Raw genomic sequence first — 20,637 nt, 5'->3', positions numbered from 1 at the left:
GAGGATGGACCGCACGATCCCCGCTGTGCTCGCCGAGATCACGGCGGCCGTCGCCGAGGTGCGCGACGTCGCACGGTCGCAGCAGGACGGCGCGAGGGCCCGCGTCGCGGACCGGCTCGACGAGCTGTTCACCGGAGCGACGACCCACCGAGACGTCCGGGCGGCGGCCGCCGACGCGCTCGGGCTCTGGGGCGGGGCGGGCTCCTTCTCGGACGTCGGCTCGGCCGAGGCCGACCACGCGATCAGGCGCCTGTACCGGGCCCTGCGCGCCGGCCGCTCCTGGCTGCTCCACACCGGCTGACCCGCACGTCGCGACCGCCGGAGCTCGCCGGGAACGACGAAGGCCCCCTGCTTCCGTGGAAGCGGGGGGCCTTCTCGTTGGCGGTACCGGTGGGATTTGAACCCGATTGCCTTCCGCGCGCTCCTGGCACACTGGCTCTTTCGCCCGTCATTTGGGGCATCGAGGGTCGCACCCGGTCTCACCGGGTCACGGAGCGCACCGCAAGTTGTGGGCAGTATGTGGGCGGAGGTCAGTCGCGCTCGAACCAGCCTTTGCCTCGTCCCCTTCGTTCCGAGAGACGCTTGAGTCCGAGCGCATCGCGCAGGCGCTTGGACAGGTCGTCGGCGTCGTGCTTGTGGCCGTAATGGCGCAGGATCGCGATGGCCCGCTCAGCGAGGGCCACCGAGTCGTCCAGCTGCCCTTGCAGCACATCCTCGGGCGTCTCGCGCTTGGAGCCGTCCGGTTCATACCCGCACCAGTTCCGTAGCTGCTCGAGCATCGGTTGCGTTTGATCGCGGTACCGCTCGCGGCAGTACTCCGCAGACCAGTGCCGATTGATGCTCGGGTCGATGACGTCGTCAAAGTCTTGGCCGTACCGGCACCACTCCTGCTCCTCAAGCTCCCGCTCATTCACCCACTTGAGCACCTTCGTGGGTCGAGCGGCAGCCACGGCCTTGGCCATACGAGTGGCCCCCTCGATCGGGAGGTTGAGGCCGTCTTCGTCGTAGAAACACGGCAGCCCTGCGCTGATCACGTCGGCGCTCACACCCGCGATGCGCTCAAACTCTTCCTCGTCTCGGATGTACCCGAGCTTGTAGTCGTACTCGGCGACATGCTCGGGCATGTCACTCATCGCCACGATCAGTGTGAGCTCCTCAATGAGGCCAGGTCGCCGGCAGTTCGCGACGGAGGCGATCACCCGTTCGCGCTCGATCCACGCGTCGAGGTCGTCCCAAAGCACCGGCAGCTTGCGCACGGTGACCCACCTCCGCAGACCCTCGAAGCGGTCATCGATGAACTCGATCTTGACCTTCGGAGTGGCCGCGCTCGTTCCCATCCCGACGATCCGAACGGCGACCGGCGCCTTCTTCGGTGTCTCCTTGTACGCCCAGATCTCACCGCGTTCCACGAGACGATCCATACCGACCTTCATCCGCTGCGCCAGCGGGGTCTCAAGCCCAGGTGCAACCGACCACGACGACAACCGTTGGAGGGGACCAAGCCGACTTACCCCGGGTATGTCTATAGCTTGCTCTGCCGCTGGCAAGGGGTGATACCCGAGGTATCACCTGCCAGCGGCAGAGCACACTTACCGGCGGTAAGTGGACAGCTTGCTACCCGCCGAGGAGGCGCCCACCAGGAGGGGTCGGCGGTCGAACTACCATCGTGAGGTGAGCAAGACGAGCGGACGCATGGAGGCACTGACCCTCGCGGCCAGTGACCTGGTAGTCGCAATCGCCATCCTGCTCTTGGTGCGGTCAATCGTCACGCTGCACCCTGTCGATGGGTACGGCGCCGGCATCCTGTTCCTAATCGGTCTGGGTCTGCTCAGCGACCGAGCTACCAGTCACATCGACCTCGGCGAAGGTCGACCTGGAAGCTAGTGGGGTCAGCGCGCACGAGACCACGCGAGGAACGCTTCAGCCGCCTCACGGAGCGTGTCCCCGCCGCCGACGACCCACTTGCTGCGGGTGACGCAGACGTAGGTCGGCCGGCCCTGGTACTCCAAGAGCCTGATCCAGCCGAGATCCTCGCGCTTGTCGGCCATGCGCCATTCATAAGGCACGACGGACCTCGAGACCATCGAGAGCGGGGTCCAGTGGTGCGACATGCGTCGATCGTGGCGGGGACCGCTGACACTGGGTAGAACTGCGCTTCCTGCTCGGGAGCTGGTCTCCGGGATCGCTAGGCTCCGGCCATGACGATGTCGCCGGGCTGGTACCCGGACCAAGGGGGCGAGCCGCTCGAGCGCGAGTGGGATGGCAGCAAGTGGACGGGGGCGTCTCGTCCGGCGCCGCCGCCTGTGCCGGCTCCCGCTCCGAAGCTGGACAAGCCCGAGCTGACACTGTTCGGTCGCATCTTGAAGTACCTGGGGATTCTGGCGATCGTGGTGTTCCTGTTTGTGGGTTGCGTGCGGTTGGTTACGCAGGCTGGGAGCGACGACGAGTACGACGGCGACAACGAGTACGAGGCGATCGCGCAGTGCGAGGCGCGGATTGAGGATCTCTTGAAGGCGCCGGCGACCGCCGACTTCAACAGCACGGCGACTGGTGGTGGCACGTGGACGGTGCGTGGAACGGTGGATGCAGAGAACGGGTTTGGCGCGTTGATCCGGTCGGCGTATCAATGCACAGTGATCGCGAATGACGGGGGCACGATGTCGACGCGCGTGGACAGCTTCGGGTAGCGATCAACCCCCTACGACGAAACGCCCCCTTGCTGCTCCGCAACGAGGTTGGGGGAGCGATCGTCGCCGAAACCACCGATAAAAGCGCTCGCCCGAGAAGTTTTGCTGATCGTCTAATCAGTAGGATCGGGACATGAAGCGCCTGCTCTTCGTGTTCGGCCTTGCCCTCGTCCTCGCCGGTTGCTCGGCTAATGAGCCTGGGCCAGCTCCGAGCGGTGAGCCGGCCGTGACTTCTACGCCGACGCTCAGCTCTTCCCCGACCGAGACGTCAACGCCTGCCACCGAGCCGCCAGCCCCCACTGCCTCTACCTCCGCTCCCGTTGCGGCTCCTTACTCGATCCCCAGCCCAAACGCAGGTCAGGAGGCGCTGTTGATCGCGTACCTGAACGAAATCGATCCGGCTCTCGTCAGCGACGACGGGGTGGTGAATCACTCGAGGGACCAGTGCTCGTCAATCCTTGGCGGCGTTTCGCCGGAGGGCCTGATCTCGAGTACGAAGTTGAGGTTCGAGACGGCAACCTTCACGCCCACGGATGAGCAGGCAACGGAGATCCTTGAAGCGATCCGCTCGAGCGGCTTCTGCGTCACGTCCTGAAGACAGCTACTCCCCCCGCTTCCACTTCTGGACGGTGTTGGTGGAAATCTCCGCTGCGGCTGCGAGTTCGCGGATGGAGGCCCCTTCGTTGAGGAGGTCGCGCACGACGTCGCGCAGCTCTGCCTCAGCATCCTCCAACGAGCACTGTGCGGCTCTGAGGCGCGTTTTCTGCTCTTCGGTGAGCGTCTGCTTGGCCCGGGGCACTCCGCAACGGTAGCTTACGACCGGTGTAATTTGCGATGACAAACGGTCGTGCCTAGAATACGAAAGGTTGATGCTAACCGCTTAGGCGACTCCGCTTGCAGTAGTTGGCGGCGAGACTATCGCGCTCGTCTTAGCGCGGGGAACCATGGTGTCCCCCTTCCATTCGGCGGTTAGATGGTCAGCCCTATCCAGCAAGGCGTTGAAAAGCGCAGCATATGCACGATACTTTATCACCGCGTCATGGTATTCCTGATTTACCGTCGTTGGCTCTTCGGGTTCGCCAGGTGTCGGTGGTCGGGGATATCCAAAATGAAAGTTTGCATGCCCGACGAAGGAGTTCTTTTCATCAGGCTCGATATCAGCGTCGCCATACAGCTCCCTTAGGTCCTGCACACTTGCCACAGCGACACCTATATATCTTGCACCATGCCTATCAACCGCATGTCGCTTTACCTCGTCTTCACCAATCGCGGTGCGAATGACAGAGCAGGCCCCACCCCCTACAGACGGGGCTAGGGCTTGCCAAGGCATCATGCCACTACGAATTTGCTTTTTAGCAAGCGCTCGGGCGACACTTTCCGCATCGCCAACGACGTCTGGCAATTCCACGTCAAGCGAAGTAGCTCGAGAAGCTTGGTGCGCCGTGGGCTGATAGTTGGAGCTTCTCACGAATGGCTGGCCCGTAAGTTACGGCATCATCAATTCCGCCGTTTTGCATTAGTGCAGGTTTACCGTCAACAGAGACGAGCAGGCCGAACGCACTGCGCCCAACCTCTAAAGTTGCAAAACGGCCCTCGATCGGCTCCCATTCGAGACTAATTGTCCCGTTCTCTGTAGGGGTAGCGGCTGTTGCGCCTAGGGAGGCATAGAGGGCGATTGCTATCTTCCTAGCATTGCCGAGAACAAGCGCGCTCACCGCACCCTCAAGATCCTCGAACTCCAAGCTAACAGATCGCTGTGCGACCGCCGCAAGCGAAATCGTAAGCATGTCTGAGGACTGAGTCATCATGGACAAGGGGATACTTTGAGAAACGGTGATGGCCTGACCTCGTGAGATGTGATCCTTCAGCTGAAGCCATCGGTGCTCTCTGGTCAGCGGCCGTTCGGTCCAGTGAAAGAACCTTTGATCGGGAACGGTAGTCGGCATTTCGACAAACTGATCTGTCGTGATATCACTTGAGTAAAGAAGACTTCCGAGGAGGTTTTCGCTACCTGCAACTTCATGCGCGGTCCAATGTTCCGTAATCATCATTTGAACATTCCCCACTGAGATTGCGCCCGCGTAGTGGTTGCGGCCTTAAATGTATCGTTCGCAAGCTGATGAGCGGCATGCATCGCGTTTTCCACGCCCACTTCGTCTTCCGCTTCGAAGACATGAATTCTCGTCAGCACGGTAACAACCGCTTCTTTCCGAGGGTTTCCACCCGGTAGCCATGGCTCGAAGGAGGTAGTGATTGAAGAGGACACATTGACGATCGGGGTTACTTCTACCTCAGTCATTACTTGCGCCCGCTCCACCTGCACTTCCCCAGGGAAGGAAACTTCCGGCGGGCGCAGGAAGGAGATCTTGTCAGGCCATATTTCATCTGCATCTATGCGAACTAGATTCACATATGTGACCTCGATCTCGAGTGGTCGAGGAAGTTCGATTCCTTGACTTGCGCATAGATTACGGAAATCACTGAGAACACTTAGGTAGGCTGAAAGCATGTACTGCCAGCGCGGGTACGTTGAAGCGCCCTCGACCTGCCGCCAGTTCAGAAAGATGCGGTCAGCTTGGGCCTGAACGACGAAAGAGCCGTCGGTCGACTCGGACCAGAGTCGCACCGGCGGAGCAGTGAAATCATCGTCAACGTCCATCATGTACGGAACGGCCGCCACCTCGCGGCTCACCGGGTATCGGTTCGACCACTCGTCGTGGAGGCGACCAAGAACCCGGAATCCGAGTTGCCCGACCGGAGGGAAGAGGATTCCGAGCGCCACCTCGACCACCGGAGGACGCTCAAGCGACGACGGCGCGGGCTGGCTCTGACCATGTTCCGTCATACGAGGACTCTACTGTGGTGGGCTTCGCATCCGCTGAGGGCTTCTCCTCTCCCATCCTGGGGGCATCTGCACGGACGAGGCCAGTACGAAGAAGCCCAGGGTGGAGCAGGCACCCCCTCGAGTGTCTGCTCCAACCTGGCTACTCGCCGTACAGGGCGAGCGCCTGCGACTGCTTCCGCGCGATGGTCTGTCCGAGCTTCGACGGGTCGTAGGAGTACATCGGCCCGTTGAGTTGAACGACTGGCGCGACGGTCTTCCCGCCGTACGTGTTGGATGTCGAGTAGTGCGCCGGCATCGGGGCCAGGCTGCGCGGATCGATCCCGCCGTCCCCGTAGCGCCCGTCGTAGGCACCCAGCCGCTCGCCCGCCGCCTTCCAGATCGCGATGTTGCGAGCCTCCTCACCTGGCTTGCCGGAGATGTACGCCTCCCACCGCGTTTCGGGCTCCGCGAACTTGTGGATCGCGCCGGCCCTGCCCGCGTAAATACCGGGGGCGAACCCGCCGTTCGCGAACGCAAGCGCACCGTTCGTCGCGGCCACCGCTGTTCCCGAGTAGGCGAACAGGTTGCCGTTCGCGGACGTCGCCACGATCCCGCCGGAACCGCCGGGTCCTCGGGCGACCCGCTCGCCGAGTGCCTCGTTCACGGTGATGGTGATCTGCCGGCCGTCATTGTTGCGGACGAAGAGGTCGATGTTGCGCTGCGCCTCAGCGGTCTCCGTGATGACCTTCCACTCCGTCTCGGAGGGGATCTCGGCGATGTTGTCGGCGACGGCCTGCGCTGCGTCCGCGTTGCCGGTCAGGGCGAGCGCGCGGTCGTAGACGGCCTGCTTGGACGCATCGAGCGCTGCCTTGTAGGCGGCAGTGTTGCCGGTCGCCTGGAACTGGGCGTCGGCAACATCGCGGCCGTTCTTCGCCAGCTCGATCAGCATCCCGTAGTTGTCGCGGCCGGTCTGCGTGTTCTCGTCGAGCCCGAGCGAGTAGCCCTCGATCCCGTCGCGGGCCTTCTGGATCTGCGCGTCCACGTCATCGATCGACTGCTGATAGGCAAGGTTCGCGGTGACGGCATCCTGGTTCTTGCCGTTCGCCTCGTCGACCTTCGCCATGAGCTGCGTCAGCTGGTCGGTGAGGTCGCCGACCGCCTCACCCTCCGCGAGGTAGGCCTCCGCGGCCGTCTGCAACGCTTCAGCGCTGCCGGCGTCCGCGTTCTGCTTCTGCTGCGCGACCCGGATCTCCTCCTCGATGCTCCGCGAGTTGCCGGTCACCTCCTTCGTGACCGTGGCGACCGCGAGGGTGTAGTCGGAGGCGGAGAGTCCGCTCTCCTCGAGCGCGGCCTTGTACTTATCGGAGCCGACCGTGCCCACCGACAGCTCCTCGTTCAGCTCCTTCAGCGCGTCGATCTCGCCGAGGGCCGCGCTGGTTACGAGATCCAGGTTCAGGCCGAGCTTCTCGGCGGAGTCGAACGCGGAGTCGGACTCGAAGGAGAGGAACATCTGCTTGGCCGCGAGGTTGGCCTTGACCATCTCGGCGGTGCTGCTCGTGATCTGGCTCGTCGTCGCGTCGAGAGTCGACCCGAGCTCCTTCGTCCACGGCACTCTGGTCGAGTTCCTCGCGTACACGGGCCTGCGATGGGGCGAGGCTACTGGGCTTCGTGTCGGTGACGTGGATCGGAAACGCCGACGAGTGCAAGTCCGCGAAAATGCGGTAAGTGTCGGGGGCCGCATCATCGTTGGGACGCCAAAGTCGCACGAAGCCCGATCGGTCCCGTTCCCCCCATTCCTCGATGAGGCGCTTCACGAGCTGACCGAGCATCGCGATCCCAACGCCATCCTCTTCGGCGACGGCATCAGTTACGTCAGGACGCCCGATGGGCGACGCGGCTGGTTCGTCTCGGGACTTCGCAAGATCCAGATCGCGGATTCGCACTTCCCCACTATCACGCTGCATGGCCTCAGGCACACAGCAGCGTCGCTGGCCATCTCTTCCGGGGCGAACGTCAAGGCCGTGCAACGGATGCTCGGTCACGCCTCCGCGGCGATGACGTTGGACACCTACGCGGACCTCTTCGACGACGACCTCGATGCCGTCGCCGTCGCAATGGATGACGCCCGGTCGCGCGCGGTTGTGGGCAAATAGTGGGCACGAGCGTCTCAATGCAAAGCGAAAGACCCCCTACATCCGCAGTATTACTGGGATCTAGGGGGTCTTTTCGTGGCGGTACCGGTGGGATTTGAACCCACGGTGGACGCAAGCCCACACATGTTTTCGAGACATGCTCCTTCGGCCGCTCGGACACGGTACCGGGATCGAGTGTACGCGACGGCCGGAAGTCGCGCCAATCGAGCGGACGGGCCGCCGTCAGGCGGGGAGGAGGAAGCCGAGCACGCGGTCCCACTCCGGGATCGCGAGCAGGTGGCCGCGGCCGGGCACGACCGCGAGGCGGGAGTCGGGCAGCCGTGCGGCGTACCACTCGGCGTGGCGGCGGCCGGCGACCGCGTCCTCGGCGCCGTAGAGGAGGAGCGCGGGCGGCTCGGCGGACTCGACGGCGAAGCCCCACTCCTGCACGCCGTAGCCGATGAGGTCGGCGGCCATGCCGAGGGCGCCCTGGGCGACGGCGCGCTCGAGCATGCGCGAGAGGCGCTCGCGGACGCCGGGGGTCTCGAGCACCGCGGTGTCGGCGTCGCCGGAGCCGAGCATCCCGAGCAGGGCGTCCGGGGCGGGGGTCGGGCCGAAGGCGCCCTCGAGCGTGCGGGTGAGCGAGCGGACGGCCTCGTCGAGCGGGAGGTCGGCCAGGCGGGCGAGCTCGGCGCGGTTCTCGTCGCCGACCCATGGCACGGCGTCGTCGGGAGCGGGCGTGCCGATCACGGCGACGCGCTCCACGAGGCCGGGGTAGTTCGCGGCGAGCGCGAGGGCCACGCGGCCTCCCGCCGACCAGCCGGCGACGCTGACGGAGGCGATGCCGACGGTCGCGAGGTACTCGGCGATGTCGGCGGCGGCCTGCTCGGGGCTGGCGCCGACGCCCGCTCCGGCGGGGTCGAGGTCGGTCAGGAGGGAGGAGGCGCCGTAGCCCGGGCGGTCGAACGAGAGCAGGCGCACCCCGTGGCGCGCGGTCGCCTCCGGGTCGGGGTCGAAGTCCGAGGAGCCGGGAGCGGGATGCGCCAGGACGACGACCCGCTCGGAGCCCTCGGGGCCGGACCAGCTGACTCCGAGCGGGCGGCCGGACTTGAGGACGTGCACTGTCGAGGGCATGTCCCATAGTCTCCCGCAGACGTCCGACGCCGACGGAGCGGCGCTCGGGGCCGAGTCGTTCTCCGAGGCGCGATCCTCCGCCTCCGCCCCTCCGCGACGACGCTCCTCGACAGACGGCTTCCCCGAGACCTCTCCCCCGGTCTGGCGCGCCCCGCTCGCGGCGTCGGTGGTCGACGGTACTGTCGAAGACACGTTCGAATGAGCGGCGGTGTCGGGGGTCCCCCGTAGCGTCGCGCTCGTCCCCCTCCTCCGCCCCGAAAGGACCTCATGGCCTCCTCGAAGACGCGCACCGCCCCGTACCGCTGCTCGGAGTGCGGATGGACGACCGCGAAGTGGGTAGGCCGCTGCGGCGAGTGCCAGCAGTGGGGCTCCGTGATCGAGAGCACCGAGCGCACCGGCCTCGTCCGCGCGGTCGCCGCTGTGGCTCCGGCCGCCGGCCGCATCGCGCGGCCCATCACCGAGATCGAGACCACGTCGGCGGCGCACCGCCCCACCGGCGTGGGCGAGCTCGACCGCGTGCTCGGCGGCGGGATCGTCTCCGGCGCGGTCGTGCTGCTCTCGGGAGAGCCCGGCGTGGGCAAGTCGACCCTCCTGCTCGAGGTCGCGAGCCGCGCTGCGGCCGAGGGCCAGCGGGTCCTCTACGTCAGCGCGGAGGAGTCGGCCGCGCAGGTGCGCATGCGGGCCGAGCGCACCGGCGCGATGCACGACAGCCTCTTCCTCGCGGCCGAGACCGACCTCGCCACCGTGCTCGGCCAGATCGACGAGGTCCGGCCGGACCTGCTCATCGTCGACTCGGTGCAGACGGTCGCGAGCAACACCGTCGACGGCCTGCCCGGCGGTCCCAGCCAGGTCCGCGAGGTCGCCGCGACCCTCATCCGCGTCTGCAAGGAGCGGGCGCTCCCCCTCGTGCTCGTCGGACACGTCACGAAGGACGGCTCCATCGCGGGGCCGCGCCTGCTCGAGCACCTGGTCGACGTGGTCTGCCACTTCGAGGGCGACCGGCAGACGGCGCTGCGCTTCGTCCGCTCGCTCAAGAACCGCTTCGGCCCGACGGACGAGGTCGGCTGCTTCGAGATGACCGCCGAGGGCATCGCCGAGATCCCCGACCCGAGCGGTCTGTTCCTCAGCCGCACCCGCTTCCCCACCCCGGGCATCTGCGTCACGGTCGCGATGGAGGGACGCCGCGCGCTCCCCGTCGAGATCCAGGCGCTCGTGATCGCGAACGACGGCGAGCACCCGCGCCGCGTCACGAACGGAGTCGACGCGTCCCGGGTCGCGATGATCCTCGCGGTCCTCGAGCGGCAGGCGGGCATCCCCCTGCGGCGCTGCGACGTCTACGTGTCGACCGTCGGGGGCGTGAAGCTCATGGAGCCGGCGGCGGACCTGGCGATCGCGGTCGCCATCGCCTCCGCCCACGCCTACACGCCGCTGCGGCCCGGGATCGCCGCGTTCGGCGAGATCAGCCTCTCGGGAGACATCCGGCCCGCCTCCGGAGCGAAGCAGCGCGCCTCCGAAGCGACACGACTCGGGCACTCCTCGCACCTCGACTCCAGCGCCTTCACCCTCTCGAGCGCGATCACCCACGCGCTCGTCCCCGTTCCCGAGCGCATCCGTCCAGAGCGGGTGCCCGCGCACTGACGGCCGCGTCCGCGGCATGCTGCACAGGCACCCGTCCACCGCTCGGAGGAGCGGGTGCCCCCGTCCACCGCATGGTCGAGGATCGCCACCGGAGGCGAACACGGGCTCCATGGGCACTACCCGACAGCTCCGCGCGACCACCGCACGCGTCCGCTCCGCCGCGGCCGCCCGTCGCAGCCTGCCCCTAGACGCCGCCCCCGCCGCCGCCTCCGCCGCCCCCGCCCGAGCTGCCGCCGCCGCCCGCGCCGCCGCTCGAGGAGCTCGACGAGGATCCGACGTAGCTCGACGTCGACGACGAGAACGAGGACACGCTGCCGGCGAAGGCCGCCGCGTGGAAGCCGTTCGGTCCGGAGTACCAGACCGGCTCCTCGCCGGTGCGCTCGTAGGCCGACGCGAGCTCCGCCGACCACTCCTTCTCGAGACCGAAGAGCACGGCCCACGGCAGCAGGCGCTCCGTCACCTCGACCACCTCGACCGGTCCGACCGCGCGCCGGTCCGCCCCGCGGGGCGACTGCAGCATCGCGATCCGGTCGGCCTCGGCCAGGCGGATGTACAGCTCGAGCCCGCGCAGATGGTCGCGCAGCTCCGCGCCTGCGGCCGTCAGCGGCACCCTCGAGACCAGGATCGTCCCGACGACGGCCGCAACGATCGCGACCAGCATCAGCACGAGCGGGAGCGCTCCGCCGAAGGAGCGGGTCATCAGGAGGATCGCGCCCAGGAAGGCGGCCATGACACCCAGCAGCAGCGGGACGATCACGAGCACGCTGCCGCCGATCGTCCCGGCCTTCTTCAGTCCCGCCTCGGTCACCCGGTTGCCCAGCGCGGTCTGGAACTGTCCGACGGCCTTGCCGAACTCCTTGTCCTTGCCCGAGAGCTCACGCACCGTCCCCGGCGCCCGGCCGAGGGCGATGTCGAGGAACTCGCGGTCGTCGGAGGCGAGGGGCCGCGGGCGTCCCGCGCGTCGCGTCGGCGTCGTCGCAGGGTCGAGCACCCGCACGGCGTACTCCTGCTTCCGCCCCTCCCCCGTCTCCTCGATGCGCACGAGACCACGGACGGCGGCGTCCAGGAGTCCGGCCGCGGGGGCCTTCGACGTCTTCCGCAGCAGCGCGGCGGAGAGGAACAGCCCCTCCGCGGGCGGGTCGTACTCGGCGACGACGGTCGGGCGGCCGGGAGCGTCGCGGAGCACGGTCCGGCGGCGGTGCACGGCGAGCGCGAGGCCGATCAGGACCGCGGCGAGGCCGCCCAGCTGCACCCAGGACCAGCCGGAGGCGAGGTAGCGGTCGTCGCGCGGCGTGAAGGTCCCGGGAGCGAAGCCGATCGCCACGGTCACGTTCTCCCCCGGAGCCAACGACTCCCCCGATGCCGTGACGACCGCGCCGTCGCGGCCGATGGGACAGGGCGTCGTCGAGCCCTCCGGTCCCCGGTAGCAGCTGACGGTCCCCGTCGCGGCGGAGGCCAGCGACCCGGCGAGCTCGACGCGCACGTCGTAGCGGTCGAAGGACTGGCGCCAGCCCGTGCCGTTGACGTCCCAGTAGAACTCGTCCTCGCCGCTGCGCGTGCCGGATCCAGGGAGGGTCGTGTTGTGCTGCGTGTAGGTGAAGACGTAGGTCTGGCTGCCGCTGACGAACTCGTCCGCCGCGCTGGTCACCAGGAGGAAGCCGTCCTCGCGCTCGGTGTCGACCGGCCGCGCCTCCCCGTCGCCGTCGGTGACGGACACCAGGTCGACGTCGGTCGGGTGCCCCTCGTAGTCGAGCGGGATCGCGCGCTGCATGCCGCGGTTCTGCGACGGCGGGAACTCGGCGACGAAGGTCTCGACGGTGGTCAGCGTCGAGCGGCCCTCCTCGTCGCGGTCGAGACGGAAGTCGGCCGAGTACTCCGAGAACCGGAAGCCGTCCACATCCGCGCGCACGACACCCGCGACGGGCTGCGGAGCCGCGACAGGGTGCGGAGCCGCCACGGCCTGCGCCGCCGCCCCACCGACCAGCAGCGGGACCGCGAGGGCCCCGGCCGCCGCGCGCCGCGCGACCACCCCCGCCCGGCCGGTCGAGGCGGACAGGATCGTGCCGAGCAGCCCCCACATGCCTGCGATGCTACGCGCCGACGCACGCCCGGCACGTCCCCCGGGCGGACTACTGGAGCAGGAACTGCGTGGGCGAGCCCGAGGGGATGCCGGCGACCGACACCGACAGGTTGTAGGCGGCGCCGCCCGCCTCGACCGCCTCGCGTCCGCCGGAGCAGGTGTCGGCGGAGGAGCGGGTGCGGTCCCACGTCAGCGCGCTGCCCATCACCGAGCGGCCCGCCTGGAGGAGCACCGGCAGATCGGCCGCGCCGGTCTGGCAGTCGGTCGAGGTCCAGATCTGCTCGGAGCCGCTCGTGATCGTGAAGACCTGCTTGCTCGTGCCCGCGTCGATCACGCAGTCGGTGCTCGAGATGTTGGCCAGCGAGAGCGAGAGCTGCGGATCCTCGCCGGGCGCGTAGCTCGTGGCGTCCGTGACCGCGGTGACGGCGACGGAGTCGGCCGTGCAGGCGGGTGCGGCGCCGGGCGTCGCACCGGGCGAGGTGGTCGGGTAGAGCGTCGGCAGCACGACCGTCGGCGTGGGGCTCGACGCGGCGTCGGAGCCGGTCATCCGCGGGAGCAGCGACAGCACCACCGCCAGGCCCGCGACGATGACGACCAGCGCGAGCAGCACTCCGGCGCGGCGTCGCCGGTAGACCCGGGAGGGCAGGCGGCGGGGCGGCGGAGTCACCGGGACAGGCTACGACGTGGCGGCGGTCAGAGCGTCTTCAGCATGCGGGTGTTGCCGAGCGTGTTCGGCTTCACCCGGGCGAGGTCGAGGAACTCGGCGACTCCCTCGTCGGGAGAGCGGAGCAGCTCGGCGTAGACCTCGGGGTCGACGACCTTCTCGCCGATCGGCTCGAAGCCGTGGCGGGCGAAGAAGTCGACCTCGAAGGTGAGGCAGAACAGGCGCTTCAGGCCGAGCTCGCGCGCGTCGTTCTCGAGGCGCTCCAGGATGTGGTGACCCACACCCCTCCCGAGCCAGTCCTGCGCGACCGCGAGGGTGCGCACCTCCGCGATGTCGTCCCACATCACATGGAGCGCACCGCAGCCGATCGCCGTCCCGTGCCCGTCCTCGGCGATGCGGAACTCCTGCACGGCGCCGTAGAGCACCACGCGGTCCTTGCCCAGGAGGATGCGCTCGTTCACGAGCGGCTCGCTGAGCTCCTGGATGAAGGGGACATCGCTCGTGCGCGCGCGGCGCACCGGGTACTTCCAATCGGCCATTCGACAAGCCTAGGCCGCACCGGGCGCGGGATTTTGCGAGCAGGCGCCCACCCCCGGACGACGACGTGCCCGCCCCCTCGCGAGAGGGGACGGGCACGGGGTCGTTCGGCAGCCTGCTACGACATCAGGTCGGGCGTCGCCGGGCCGGCCGTAGCCGCTCCGGTGGACGCGCCGGCGCTGATCGAGATCAGGCGCGGGGTCGTGGTGAAGACGAACCTGTTGTCGGCGAAGTCCACGTGGATGTGGTCTCCGGCGCCGAGCTCGCCGTGCAGGATCCGCTCGGACAGCTGGTCCTCGATCTCGCGCTGGATCGCGCGGCGCAGTGGGCGCGCACCGAGGGCCGGGTCGAACCCGACCTCGATCAGGCGCTCCTTGGCCGGCTGCGTCAGCTCCACCGTCATGTCACGGTCGAGCAGACGGTCGCCCAGGCGCTTGATGAAGAGGTCGACGATCTGGAGCAGCTCGGGCTTCGACAGCTGCGGGAAGACGATGACGTCGTCCACGCGGTTGAGGAACTCGGGCTTGAAGTGCTTCTTGAGCTCCTCGTTGACCTTGCCGCGCATGCGGTCGTAGCCGGTGGCGTTGTCGCCCTCGATCTGGAACCCGACGGGACCACCGGCGATGTCACGAGCACCGAGGTTGGTGGTCATGATGATGACGGTGTTCTTGAAGTCGACGACACGGCCCTGGCCGTCGGTCAGTCGACCCTCCTCCAGGATCTGGAGGAGCGAGTTGAAGATGTCCGGGTGCGCCTTCTCGATCTCGTCGAAGAGGACCACGCTGAACGGCTTGCGGCGCACCTTCTCGGTGAGCTGGCCGCCCTCCTCGAAGCCGACGAACCCGGGAGGGGCGCCGAACAGCCGCGAGACGGTGTGCTTCTCGCCGTACTCCGACATGTCGAGCGAGATCATCGCATTCTCGTCGTCGAAGAGGAACTCGGCGAGCGCCTTGGCCAGCTCGGTCTTCCCGACGCCCGTGGGGCCGGCGAAGATGAACGAGCCCGAGGGGCGCTTGGGGTCCTTGAGGCCCGCGCGGGTGCGGCGGATCGTCCGCGAGAGTGCCGCGATGGCCTCCTCCTGGCCGATGACGCGCTGGTGCAGGGCCTTCTCCATGAAGACGAGCCGCGAGGACTCCTCCTCGGTGAGCTTGAAGACCGGGATGCCCGTCGCCTGGGCGAGGACCTCGGCGATCAGGCCCTCGTCGACCACGCCGGTGGCCTTGACGTCGCCCGACTTCCACTGCTTCTCGAGGCGCAGGCGCTCACCGAGCAGCTGCTTCTCCTCGTCGCGCAGCGACGCGGCCTTCTCGAAGTCCTGGTCCTCGATCGCGGCCTCCTTGGCGGAGCGGACCACGGCGATGCGGTCGTCGAAGTCGCGCAGCTCCGGCGGCGCCGAGAGGATCGAGAGGCGCAGGCGTGCGCCGGCCTCGTCGATCAGGTCGATCGCCTTGTCGGGGAGGAAGCGGTCGCTGATGTAGCGGTCGGCCAGATTGGCCGCCGAGACGATCGCGCCGTCGGTGATGGACACCTTGTGGTGCGCCTCGTAGCGGTCGCGCAGCCCCTTGAGGATGTTGATCGTGTGGGGCAGCGACGGCTCCGCGACCTGGATCGGCTGGAAGCGGCGCTCGAGAGCGGCGTCCTTCTCGAAGTGCTTGCGGTACTCGTCGAGCGTGGTCGCGCCGATGGTCTGCAGCTCGCCGCGGGCGAGCAGCGGCTTGAGGATCGAGGCGGCGTCGATCGCGCCCTCAGCGGCCCCTGCGCCGACGAGGGTGTGGATCTCGTCGATGAAGGTGATGATGTCGCCGCGGGTGCGGATCTCCTTCGTGACCTTCTTCAGGCGCTCCTCGAAGTCACCGCGGTAGCGGGATCCGGCGATGAGCGAGCCGAGGTCGAGCGTGTAGAGCTGCTTGTCCTTCAGCGTCTCGGGCACGTCGCCGCGCACGATCGCCTGGGCGAGGCCCTCGACGACGGCGGTCTTGCCGACGCCGGGCTCGCCGATCAGGACGGGGTTGTTCTTGGAGCGGCGGGAGAGGATCTGCATGACCCGCTCGATCTCCTTCTCGCGCCCGATGACCGGGTCGAGCTTGTTGTCGCGCGCCGCCTGGGTGAGGTTGCGTCCGAACTGGTCGAGGATCTGCGATCCCCCCTGAGGCTGCTGCTGCTCACCGCCCACGGCGACCTGCTCCTTGCCCTGGTAGCCGGAGAGCAGCTGGATGACCTGCTGGCGCACGCGGTTCAGGTCGGCACCGAGCTTGACCAGCACCTGAGCGGCGACGCCCTCGCCCTCGCGGATGAGGCCGAGCAGGATGTGCTCGGTCCCGATGTAGTTGTGGCCGAGCTGCAGCGCTTCGCGCAGGGACAGCTCGAGGACCTTCTTCGCCCGAGGCGTGAAGGGGATGTGGCCGGTCGGCTGCTGCTGCCCCTGGCCGATGATGTCCTGCACCTGCTCGCGCACAGCGTCGAGCGAGATCCCGAGGGACTCGAGCGCCTTGGCGGCCACTCCCTCGCCCTCGTGGATCAGGCCGAGCAGGATGTGCTCCGTGCCGATGTAGTTGTGATTGAGCATCTTGGCCTCTTCCTGGGCCAGGACGACGACGCGCCGCGCGCGATCGGTGAATCTCTCGAACATGCTGTCACTCCCTACAGAACCCGCAGGGGTGGGCTCCGATACGTCGACTGTAACCAGCGCTCCCCCCGGTGAGCAGGCCTGTTCGCCCTGGGCGTGCACGCGATCCGGAGGGGTGCGGGCGGCGGTCCCGTCCACCGGTCCATGCGAAGGCATACACTTCCCGCATGAGCAACCTGGAGGAGCATCCCGACGAGCTCCCCGTCGCCGCGGAGCCGGTCCCTCGCGAGTCCGGCGCGGTCGAGATCCTGGAGGCGCGACTCGTCCCGCTCGGCGGTCCGCGCGCGATCGAGGTGCGCCGCACCCTCCCCCAGCGCTCGCGCTCGACGATCGGCGCATGGTGCTTCGCCGACCACTACGGCCCGGTGCGGCTCGGCGAGGAGGCCGGGATGGACGTCCCGCCGCACCCGCACACCGGCCTGCAGACCGTGAGCTGGCTCTTCGAGGGCGAGATCGAGCACCGCGACAGCGTCGGCAGCCTCGCCGTGGTGCGCCCGGGCGAGCTCAACCTGATGACGGCCGGACGCGGCATCTCGCACTCGGAGGTCTCGACCGGGGGCGCGCCCGTTCTGCACGGGGTGCAGCTCTGGGTCGCGCTGCCCGAGGAGGCGCGGCTCGTCGATCCGTTCTTCGAGCACCACCGCGGCGTGCCCGTGGAGCTGCCCGGCGCGCTGGTGCGCGTCTTCGTCGGAGGGATGCTCGGCGCGTCGGTGCCCGCGAGCACCTTCACTCCGCTGGTCGCCGCGCAGATCGACCTCGAGCCGGGTGCCCGGGTCGAGCTGCCGGTCGAGGAGTCGTGGGAGTACGGCGTGCTCGTCGACGCCGGCCCGGTGGCGGTCGAGGGCGCGGACGTCCCGCGCTCGGACCTCGCCTACTTGGCGCCCGGCCGCTCGCACCTGATGCTGACCGCCGGGGACGCGGGCGCCCGCGTGGTGCTGCTCGGCGGCGAGCCGTTCGCCGAGGAGCTGGTGATGTGGTGGAACTTCGTCGGCCGCAGCCACGACGACGTGGCGGCCGCCCGCGAGCGCTGGCAGTCCGACGTGATCGCCGGGGCGGATCCCGCGGGACCGTTCGGCACCGTCGACGGGTACGGCGGACGCGCGCTCCCCGCGCCCGTGCTGCCGACCGTGCGCCTCAAGCCGCGCCGCCGGGCCTGAGCCGAGACCGTCAGGCCGAGGCGCTCCGAGGCGGGGCCGCCGACGCGGGAGCGCGGAAGTCGCGATGATCCCGCTCGACCACCGCGACTCCCGCGCTCTCACCGGCGCGTCAGGACGCGTCCGACTCCTTCTTCGCGGCGGCCTTCGCAGCGGCCTCGCGATCGGTGGCCTCGGCCGTCTCGCGGAAGGCGCGGCGCGGATCCTGCAGCGCGCTCATCGGCGAGAGGTCGCGCGGAGTGACGGCGTCGACGAGCCAGCCCGTGATGATCCGCCACTTGCGGTCCAGGGTCGGCATCGCCGCTCCGTGGTAGGCGCGGTGGGCGAGCCAGGCGGGGAGGCCGCGCAGCTTCACGCCCTTGATCAGGCCCGCGCCCTTGCCGATGCCGTACTCGGCGACCGTCCCGACGGAGGCGTGGCGGTACTCCTCCACGGTGCCTCCGGTGAGGTCCGCGATGATGTTGCGCGCCAGGAGCTTGGCCTGCCGGACCGCGTTCTGCGCGTTCGGCGGGTAGTACGCGGGCTGCTTCTCGCTGGTGAGGTCCGGCACCTGCGCGCCGTCGCCGGCCGCCCAGGCGCCGCCCACCGGCTCGCCGTCCTCGCGGATGACCCGCAGGCGCGCATCCGCCATGACGTGGCCCTTCGGCCCGCGGGGCGCGTCGGTCGCGTCGAGGATCGGGTTCGGCTTCACGCCGGCGGTCCACACGATCGTGGCCGTCGGGATGCGCTCGCCCGAGGAGAGCTCCACGACGCCGTCCTCGCAGGAGGGCATCGTCGTCTTCAGGTGCACGTGCACGCCGCGCGAGCGGAGGTGGTCGAGCGTCCACTTCGAGAGCTCGGGACCGACCTCGGGGGCGACCCGGTCCAGCGCCTCGACGAGGTGCCAGGTCACGTCGCCCATCGAGAGGGAGGGCTGTGCGGCGAGGGTCTTGCGGCTGAGGTCGAGCAGCTCGCTCAGCGCCTCGACGCCGGTGTAGCCGCCGCCGACGAAGACGAAGGTGAGCAGGCGCCGGCGCTCGGCGGGATCGGTGGTGAGCGCCGCCTCCGCGATGTTCTCGATGACGCGGTCGCGCAGGTGCGCCGCCTCCTCCACCGTCTTGAAGCCGATGCCGTGCTCGGCGAGGCCCGGCGTGGGGAACGTGCGGGTGACTGCTCCGAGCGCGAAGACGACCTGGTCGAACTCGATCGTGCGGGTGGAGCCGTCCATCGCGGCGACGGTGGCGCTGCGCTCGGCGAGGCTCACGCCGGTGATCGCGCCGCGGATCACGCGGGTGCGCTTGAGCGCGGAGACCAGCGGCACCGTGACGTGGCGCGGCTGGACGTGCCCGCCGGCGACCTCGGGCAGCAGCGGCTGGTAGGTCATGTAGGGGTTCGGCTCGACGACGGTGACGTCGATCGGCGCCTCCCCCCGTCTCTTCTCGAGGCCCCAGGCCGTGTACAGGCCGACGTAGCCGCCGCCGAGGATGAGGATGCGCGTCGTACGGGATGCCGTCATGTCCGTTCCCTTCTCGAACCCGGCGCCGGGCAGGCGGAACCGGATGGTGCTGAGGACGCTCCGACGCTACGCGGGGCGCGGCGGCCCGCACAGGGACTTGCGCGACGAGTCGGGGCCGCGCATCCTCCGCCTGCGGGCGGACGGGAGCCGCGCTACTGCAGCGCCGAGGTGAGCCGCGCCAGGTTGTCGAGCAGGGTCGAGCGGAGCGGCTGCTGCCGCCACTCGCGGAGGGTCAGCTCACGGGAGTGCTCGCGGTAGTCCTGCTGCACCTGGCGCAGATCCTCGACGAACTCCGAGCCGCGCACCATCAGCGAGACCTCGAGGTTGAGCGTGAAGGAGCGCATGTCCATGTTGCTCGAGCCGATCACGGCGACGTCGTCGTCGATCGTGAAGTGCTTCGCGTGCAGGATGGTCGGCTTGCGGTACATCCAGATGCGCACGCCCGCGGTCAGCAGCGTCTCGTAGTACGAGCGCTGGGCGTGGTAGACCACGGCCTGGTCGCCGATCTCGGAGACGAAGAGCTCCACGTGCACGCCCCGCCGGGTCGCCGTCGTGATCGCGTAGAGCATCGCCTCGTCGGGCACGAAGTACGGGCTGGTGATGATGATCGACTTCTGCGCCGAGTAGAGCAGCGTCAGGAACAGGCGCAGGTTGTTCTCGCCCTCGAACCCCGGGCCGCTCGGCACCACCTGGCAGTCGATGGTGTCGCGCTGCTGCAGCGCCTCCATCGGCTCCGACTCCCGCAGGAGCAGCTCGTCGGTCTCGCTGTACCAGTCGGTGATGAAGATGGCGTTGATGCCCTGCACCACCGGCCCCTCGAGGCGCACCATCAGGTCGTGCCAGTGCAGGCCGCGGCGGATGTTGCCGCGCTTGTTGTAGCTGGAGTCGACGACGTTCTGCGAGCCCATGAAGGCCGCGTTGCCGTCGACGATCAGCAGCTTGCGGTGGTTGCGCAGGTCCGGCCGCTGGTACTGCCCGCGCCACGGCCGCACGGGGAGCATGTACGACCACGAGGCGCCCGCCCGCTCGAGGGCGCGCAGCCGGCGGTGGGTGCCGCTGTAGTAGCCGGGCACGCGGATCGACGCGATGTGGTCGAGGAGGATCCGCACCCGCACCCCGCGGGCCACCGCGCGGTCGAGCGCGTCGAAGAAGGGCGCGGTGGTCGAGTCGGCGGCGAGGATGTAGAACTCGCAGTGCACGTACCGGCGGGCGCGGTCGATCTCGGCGGCCATCGCGCGGATGGTCTGCTCGTAGTCGCCCTGGAGGCGCGCGTCGTTCCCGCCGACCAGCGGCATCGCGCCGAGGTTGCGGTTGAGGGTGACCACCGACTCCAGCCACTGCGGCCACGGGTGCTCCCGGGCGACGCGGTCGATGCCGTCGGTCGACTCCAGGATGAACCGGTTGATCTCCTGCTGCTTCCGGCGGCGCTTGCGCGGCAGCCGGTAGCTCCCGATGAAGAGGAACAGCAGGATGCCGACGTACGGGATCAGGAAGATCGCCATCAGCCAGGCGAGGCCGGTGGTCGGACGGCGGTTCCGCGGCACGACGATCACGGCGATCACGCGGACCACGAGCTCGACGACGACGGCCGCGATCGGGAGGATCACGGCCCAGTCGGGTGCGGGCACCGCGCCTCCTCGTTCGTCGTGCGGAGCCGCTCAGCGGG

General features: G+C 68.7%; 20 protein-coding genes and 1 tRNA gene. 7 read left to right on the top strand and 14 right to left on the bottom strand.

Annotated features, from left to right (window positions below):
- The first annotated feature begins 4 nt into the window (after positions 1–4).
- Positions 5–301, top strand: a complete 297-nt coding sequence (locus tag C5C57_RS03075) for a hypothetical protein (RefSeq protein WP_104297282.1) — start codon at positions 5–7, stop codon at positions 299–301.
- A gap of 229 nt (positions 302–530) precedes the next feature.
- On the opposite strand, the gene C5C57_RS03070 is transcribed toward C5C57_RS03075, so the two are convergent.
- Positions 531–1,421: a hypothetical protein gene (locus C5C57_RS03070; RefSeq protein ID WP_104297281.1), complete on the bottom strand. Its 891-nt coding sequence runs from the start codon at positions 1,419–1,421 to the stop codon at positions 531–533.
- A 250-nt stretch (positions 1,422–1,671) separates the two neighbouring features.
- Here C5C57_RS03070 and C5C57_RS03065 point away from each other — a divergent pair, with 250 nt between their 5' ends.
- Complete coding sequence (locus C5C57_RS03065; protein WP_146082344.1) at positions 1,672–1,884, top strand: hypothetical protein; 213 nt, start codon at positions 1,672–1,674, stop codon at positions 1,882–1,884.
- Between the two features lie 5 nt (positions 1,885–1,889).
- On the opposite strand, the gene C5C57_RS03060 is transcribed toward C5C57_RS03065, so the two are convergent.
- Positions 1,890–2,111, bottom strand: coding sequence for a hypothetical protein (locus tag C5C57_RS03060; RefSeq protein ID WP_104297279.1), 222 nt, complete (start codon positions 2,109–2,111; stop codon positions 1,890–1,892).
- An 87-nt stretch (positions 2,112–2,198) separates the two neighbouring features.
- On the opposite strand from C5C57_RS03060, the gene C5C57_RS03055 reads away from it, so the two are divergent.
- Together C5C57_RS03055 and C5C57_RS17610 are read left to right on the top strand one after the other, a co-directional pair.
- A complete protein-coding gene (locus C5C57_RS03055; RefSeq protein WP_219827743.1) occupies positions 2,199–2,687 on the top strand; it encodes a DUF2510 domain-containing protein in 489 nt (162 codons plus the stop codon).
- A 133-nt stretch (positions 2,688–2,820) separates the two neighbouring features.
- Positions 2,821–3,282 carry a membrane lipoprotein lipid attachment site-containing protein gene (locus C5C57_RS17610; protein ID WP_146082343.1) on the top strand — a complete coding sequence of 154 codons (462 nt, stop codon included), beginning with the start codon at positions 2,821–2,823 and terminating at the stop codon, positions 3,280–3,282.
- Between the two features lie 6 nt (positions 3,283–3,288).
- Here C5C57_RS17610 and C5C57_RS03045 read toward each other — a convergent pair whose 3' ends face one another.
- The 4 genes from C5C57_RS03045 to C5C57_RS03035 form a co-directional block, all read right to left on the bottom strand.
- Positions 3,289–3,486: a hypothetical protein gene (locus C5C57_RS03045; protein WP_104297277.1), complete on the bottom strand. Its 198-nt coding sequence runs from the start codon at positions 3,484–3,486 to the stop codon at positions 3,289–3,291.
- Positions 3,487–4,096: 610 nt separating this feature from the next.
- On the bottom strand, positions 4,097–4,738 hold the full coding sequence (locus tag C5C57_RS17605; RefSeq protein ID WP_146082342.1) for a hypothetical protein: 642 nt from the start codon (positions 4,736–4,738) through the stop codon (positions 4,097–4,099).
- Positions 4,735–5,532: a TIGR04255 family protein gene (locus tag C5C57_RS03040; protein WP_104297276.1), complete on the bottom strand. Its 798-nt coding sequence runs from the start codon at positions 5,530–5,532 to the stop codon at positions 4,735–4,737. Before C5C57_RS03040 ends, C5C57_RS17605 begins: the two co-directional genes overlap by 4 nt.
- Positions 5,533–5,671: 139 nt before the next feature.
- Positions 5,672–7,123, bottom strand: coding sequence for a hypothetical protein (locus tag C5C57_RS03035; RefSeq protein WP_258072723.1), 1,452 nt, complete (start codon positions 7,121–7,123; stop codon positions 5,672–5,674).
- Between C5C57_RS03035 and C5C57_RS03030 the strand changes: the two genes are divergently transcribed.
- Entirely contained in the window at positions 7,059–7,664 is a 606-nt protein-coding gene (locus tag C5C57_RS03030; RefSeq protein WP_308471461.1) for a site-specific integrase, read from the top strand. The genes C5C57_RS03035 and C5C57_RS03030 overlap by 65 nt on opposite strands.
- A gap of 76 nt (positions 7,665–7,740) precedes the next feature.
- On the opposite strand, the gene C5C57_RS03025 is transcribed toward C5C57_RS03030, so the two are convergent.
- Both C5C57_RS03025 and C5C57_RS03020 read right to left on the bottom strand, forming a co-directional pair.
- Positions 7,741–7,830, bottom strand: a tRNA-Ser gene (locus C5C57_RS03025).
- 56 nt (positions 7,831–7,886) lie between these two features.
- Positions 7,887–8,777, bottom strand: coding sequence for an alpha/beta fold hydrolase (locus C5C57_RS03020; protein ID WP_104297273.1), 891 nt, complete (start codon positions 8,775–8,777; stop codon positions 7,887–7,889).
- Positions 8,778–9,044: 267 nt separating this feature from the next.
- Here C5C57_RS03020 and radA point away from each other — a divergent pair, with 267 nt between their 5' ends.
- On the top strand, positions 9,045–10,415 hold the full coding sequence (gene radA, locus C5C57_RS03015; protein WP_104297272.1) for a DNA repair protein RadA: 1,371 nt from the start codon (positions 9,045–9,047) through the stop codon (positions 10,413–10,415).
- A gap of 184 nt (positions 10,416–10,599) precedes the next feature.
- Here the strand turns inward: radA and C5C57_RS03010 are convergent, their stop codons facing one another.
- The 4 genes from C5C57_RS03010 to C5C57_RS02995 form a co-directional block, all read right to left on the bottom strand.
- Entirely contained in the window at positions 10,600–12,495 is a 1,896-nt protein-coding gene (locus C5C57_RS03010) for a DUF2207 domain-containing protein (RefSeq protein ID WP_181069073.1), read from the bottom strand.
- Positions 12,496–12,544: 49 nt separating this feature from the next.
- Positions 12,545–13,162 (bottom strand): hypothetical protein, encoded by a 618-nt coding sequence (locus C5C57_RS03005; RefSeq protein WP_104226002.1) that lies wholly within the window; start codon positions 13,160–13,162, stop codon positions 12,545–12,547.
- A gap of 26 nt (positions 13,163–13,188) precedes the next feature.
- Entirely contained in the window at positions 13,189–13,698 is a 510-nt protein-coding gene (locus C5C57_RS03000; RefSeq protein WP_104224089.1) for an amino-acid N-acetyltransferase, read from the bottom strand.
- A 116-nt stretch (positions 13,699–13,814) separates the two neighbouring features.
- Positions 13,815–16,325: an ATP-dependent Clp protease ATP-binding subunit gene (locus C5C57_RS02995; RefSeq protein WP_104234294.1), complete on the bottom strand. Its 2,511-nt coding sequence runs from the start codon at positions 16,323–16,325 to the stop codon at positions 13,815–13,817.
- 164 nt (positions 16,326–16,489) lie between these two features.
- On the opposite strand from C5C57_RS02995, the gene C5C57_RS02990 reads away from it, so the two are divergent.
- Positions 16,490–17,479 carry a pirin family protein gene (locus C5C57_RS02990; RefSeq protein ID WP_104248060.1) on the top strand — a complete coding sequence of 330 codons (990 nt, stop codon included), beginning with the start codon at positions 16,490–16,492 and terminating at the stop codon, positions 17,477–17,479.
- Positions 17,480–17,588: 109 nt separating this feature from the next.
- On the opposite strand, the gene C5C57_RS02985 is transcribed toward C5C57_RS02990, so the two are convergent.
- Together C5C57_RS02985 and cls are read right to left on the bottom strand one after the other, a co-directional pair.
- Positions 17,589–18,971 carry an NAD(P)/FAD-dependent oxidoreductase gene (locus tag C5C57_RS02985; protein ID WP_104248061.1) on the bottom strand — a complete coding sequence of 461 codons (1,383 nt, stop codon included), beginning with the start codon at positions 18,969–18,971 and terminating at the stop codon, positions 17,589–17,591.
- 152 nt (positions 18,972–19,123) lie between these two features.
- On the bottom strand, positions 19,124–20,599 hold the full coding sequence (gene cls / locus C5C57_RS02980) for a cardiolipin synthase (protein ID WP_104224093.1): 1,476 nt from the start codon (positions 20,597–20,599) through the stop codon (positions 19,124–19,126).
- Positions 20,600–20,637: the final 38 nt, after the last annotated feature.

The sequence above is a fragment of the Rathayibacter sp. AY1C5 genome, from assembly GCF_002931705.1.
Classification (GTDB): domain Bacteria; phylum Actinomycetota; class Actinomycetes; order Actinomycetales; family Microbacteriaceae; genus Rathayibacter.
The sequence above is the reverse complement of the archived record's forward strand: the minus strand, read 5'-3'. Positions and strand labels throughout refer to the sequence as shown.

Bases quoted from the DNA above. Each gene is read 5' to 3' on its own strand.
- C5C57_RS03075 (WP_104297282.1), top strand. From the start codon at position 5: ATGGACCGCACGATCCCCGCTGTGCTCGCCGAGATCACGGCGGCCGTC.
- C5C57_RS03070 (WP_104297281.1), bottom strand. From the start codon at position 1,421: ATGGATCGTCTCGTGGAACGCGGTGAGATCTGGGCGTACAAGGAGACA.
- C5C57_RS03060 (WP_104297279.1), bottom strand. From the start codon at position 2,111: ATGTCGCACCACTGGACCCCGCTCTCGATGGTCTCGAGGTCCGTCGTG.
- C5C57_RS03055 (WP_219827743.1), top strand. From the start codon at position 2,199: ATGACGATGTCGCCGGGCTGGTACCCGGACCAAGGGGGCGAGCCGCTC.
- C5C57_RS17610 (WP_146082343.1), top strand. From the start codon at position 2,821: ATGAAGCGCCTGCTCTTCGTGTTCGGCCTTGCCCTCGTCCTCGCCGGT.
- C5C57_RS17605 (WP_146082342.1), bottom strand. From the start codon at position 4,738: ATGATGATTACGGAACATTGGACCGCGCATGAAGTTGCAGGTAGCGAA.
- C5C57_RS03040 (WP_104297276.1), bottom strand. From the start codon at position 5,532: ATGACGGAACATGGTCAGAGCCAGCCCGCGCCGTCGTCGCTTGAGCGT.
- C5C57_RS03020 (WP_104297273.1), bottom strand. From the start codon at position 8,777: ATGCCCTCGACAGTGCACGTCCTCAAGTCCGGCCGCCCGCTCGGAGTC.
- radA (WP_104297272.1), top strand. From the start codon at position 9,045: ATGGCCTCCTCGAAGACGCGCACCGCCCCGTACCGCTGCTCGGAGTGC.
- C5C57_RS03010 (WP_181069073.1), bottom strand. From the start codon at position 12,495: ATGTGGGGGCTGCTCGGCACGATCCTGTCCGCCTCGACCGGCCGGGCG.
- C5C57_RS03000 (WP_104224089.1), bottom strand. From the start codon at position 13,698: ATGGCCGATTGGAAGTACCCGGTGCGCCGCGCGCGCACGAGCGATGTC.
- C5C57_RS02995 (WP_104234294.1), bottom strand. From the start codon at position 16,325: ATGTTCGAGAGATTCACCGATCGCGCGCGGCGCGTCGTCGTCCTGGCC.
- C5C57_RS02990 (WP_104248060.1), top strand. From the start codon at position 16,490: ATGAGCAACCTGGAGGAGCATCCCGACGAGCTCCCCGTCGCCGCGGAG.
- C5C57_RS02985 (WP_104248061.1), bottom strand. From the start codon at position 18,971: ATGACGGCATCCCGTACGACGCGCATCCTCATCCTCGGCGGCGGCTAC.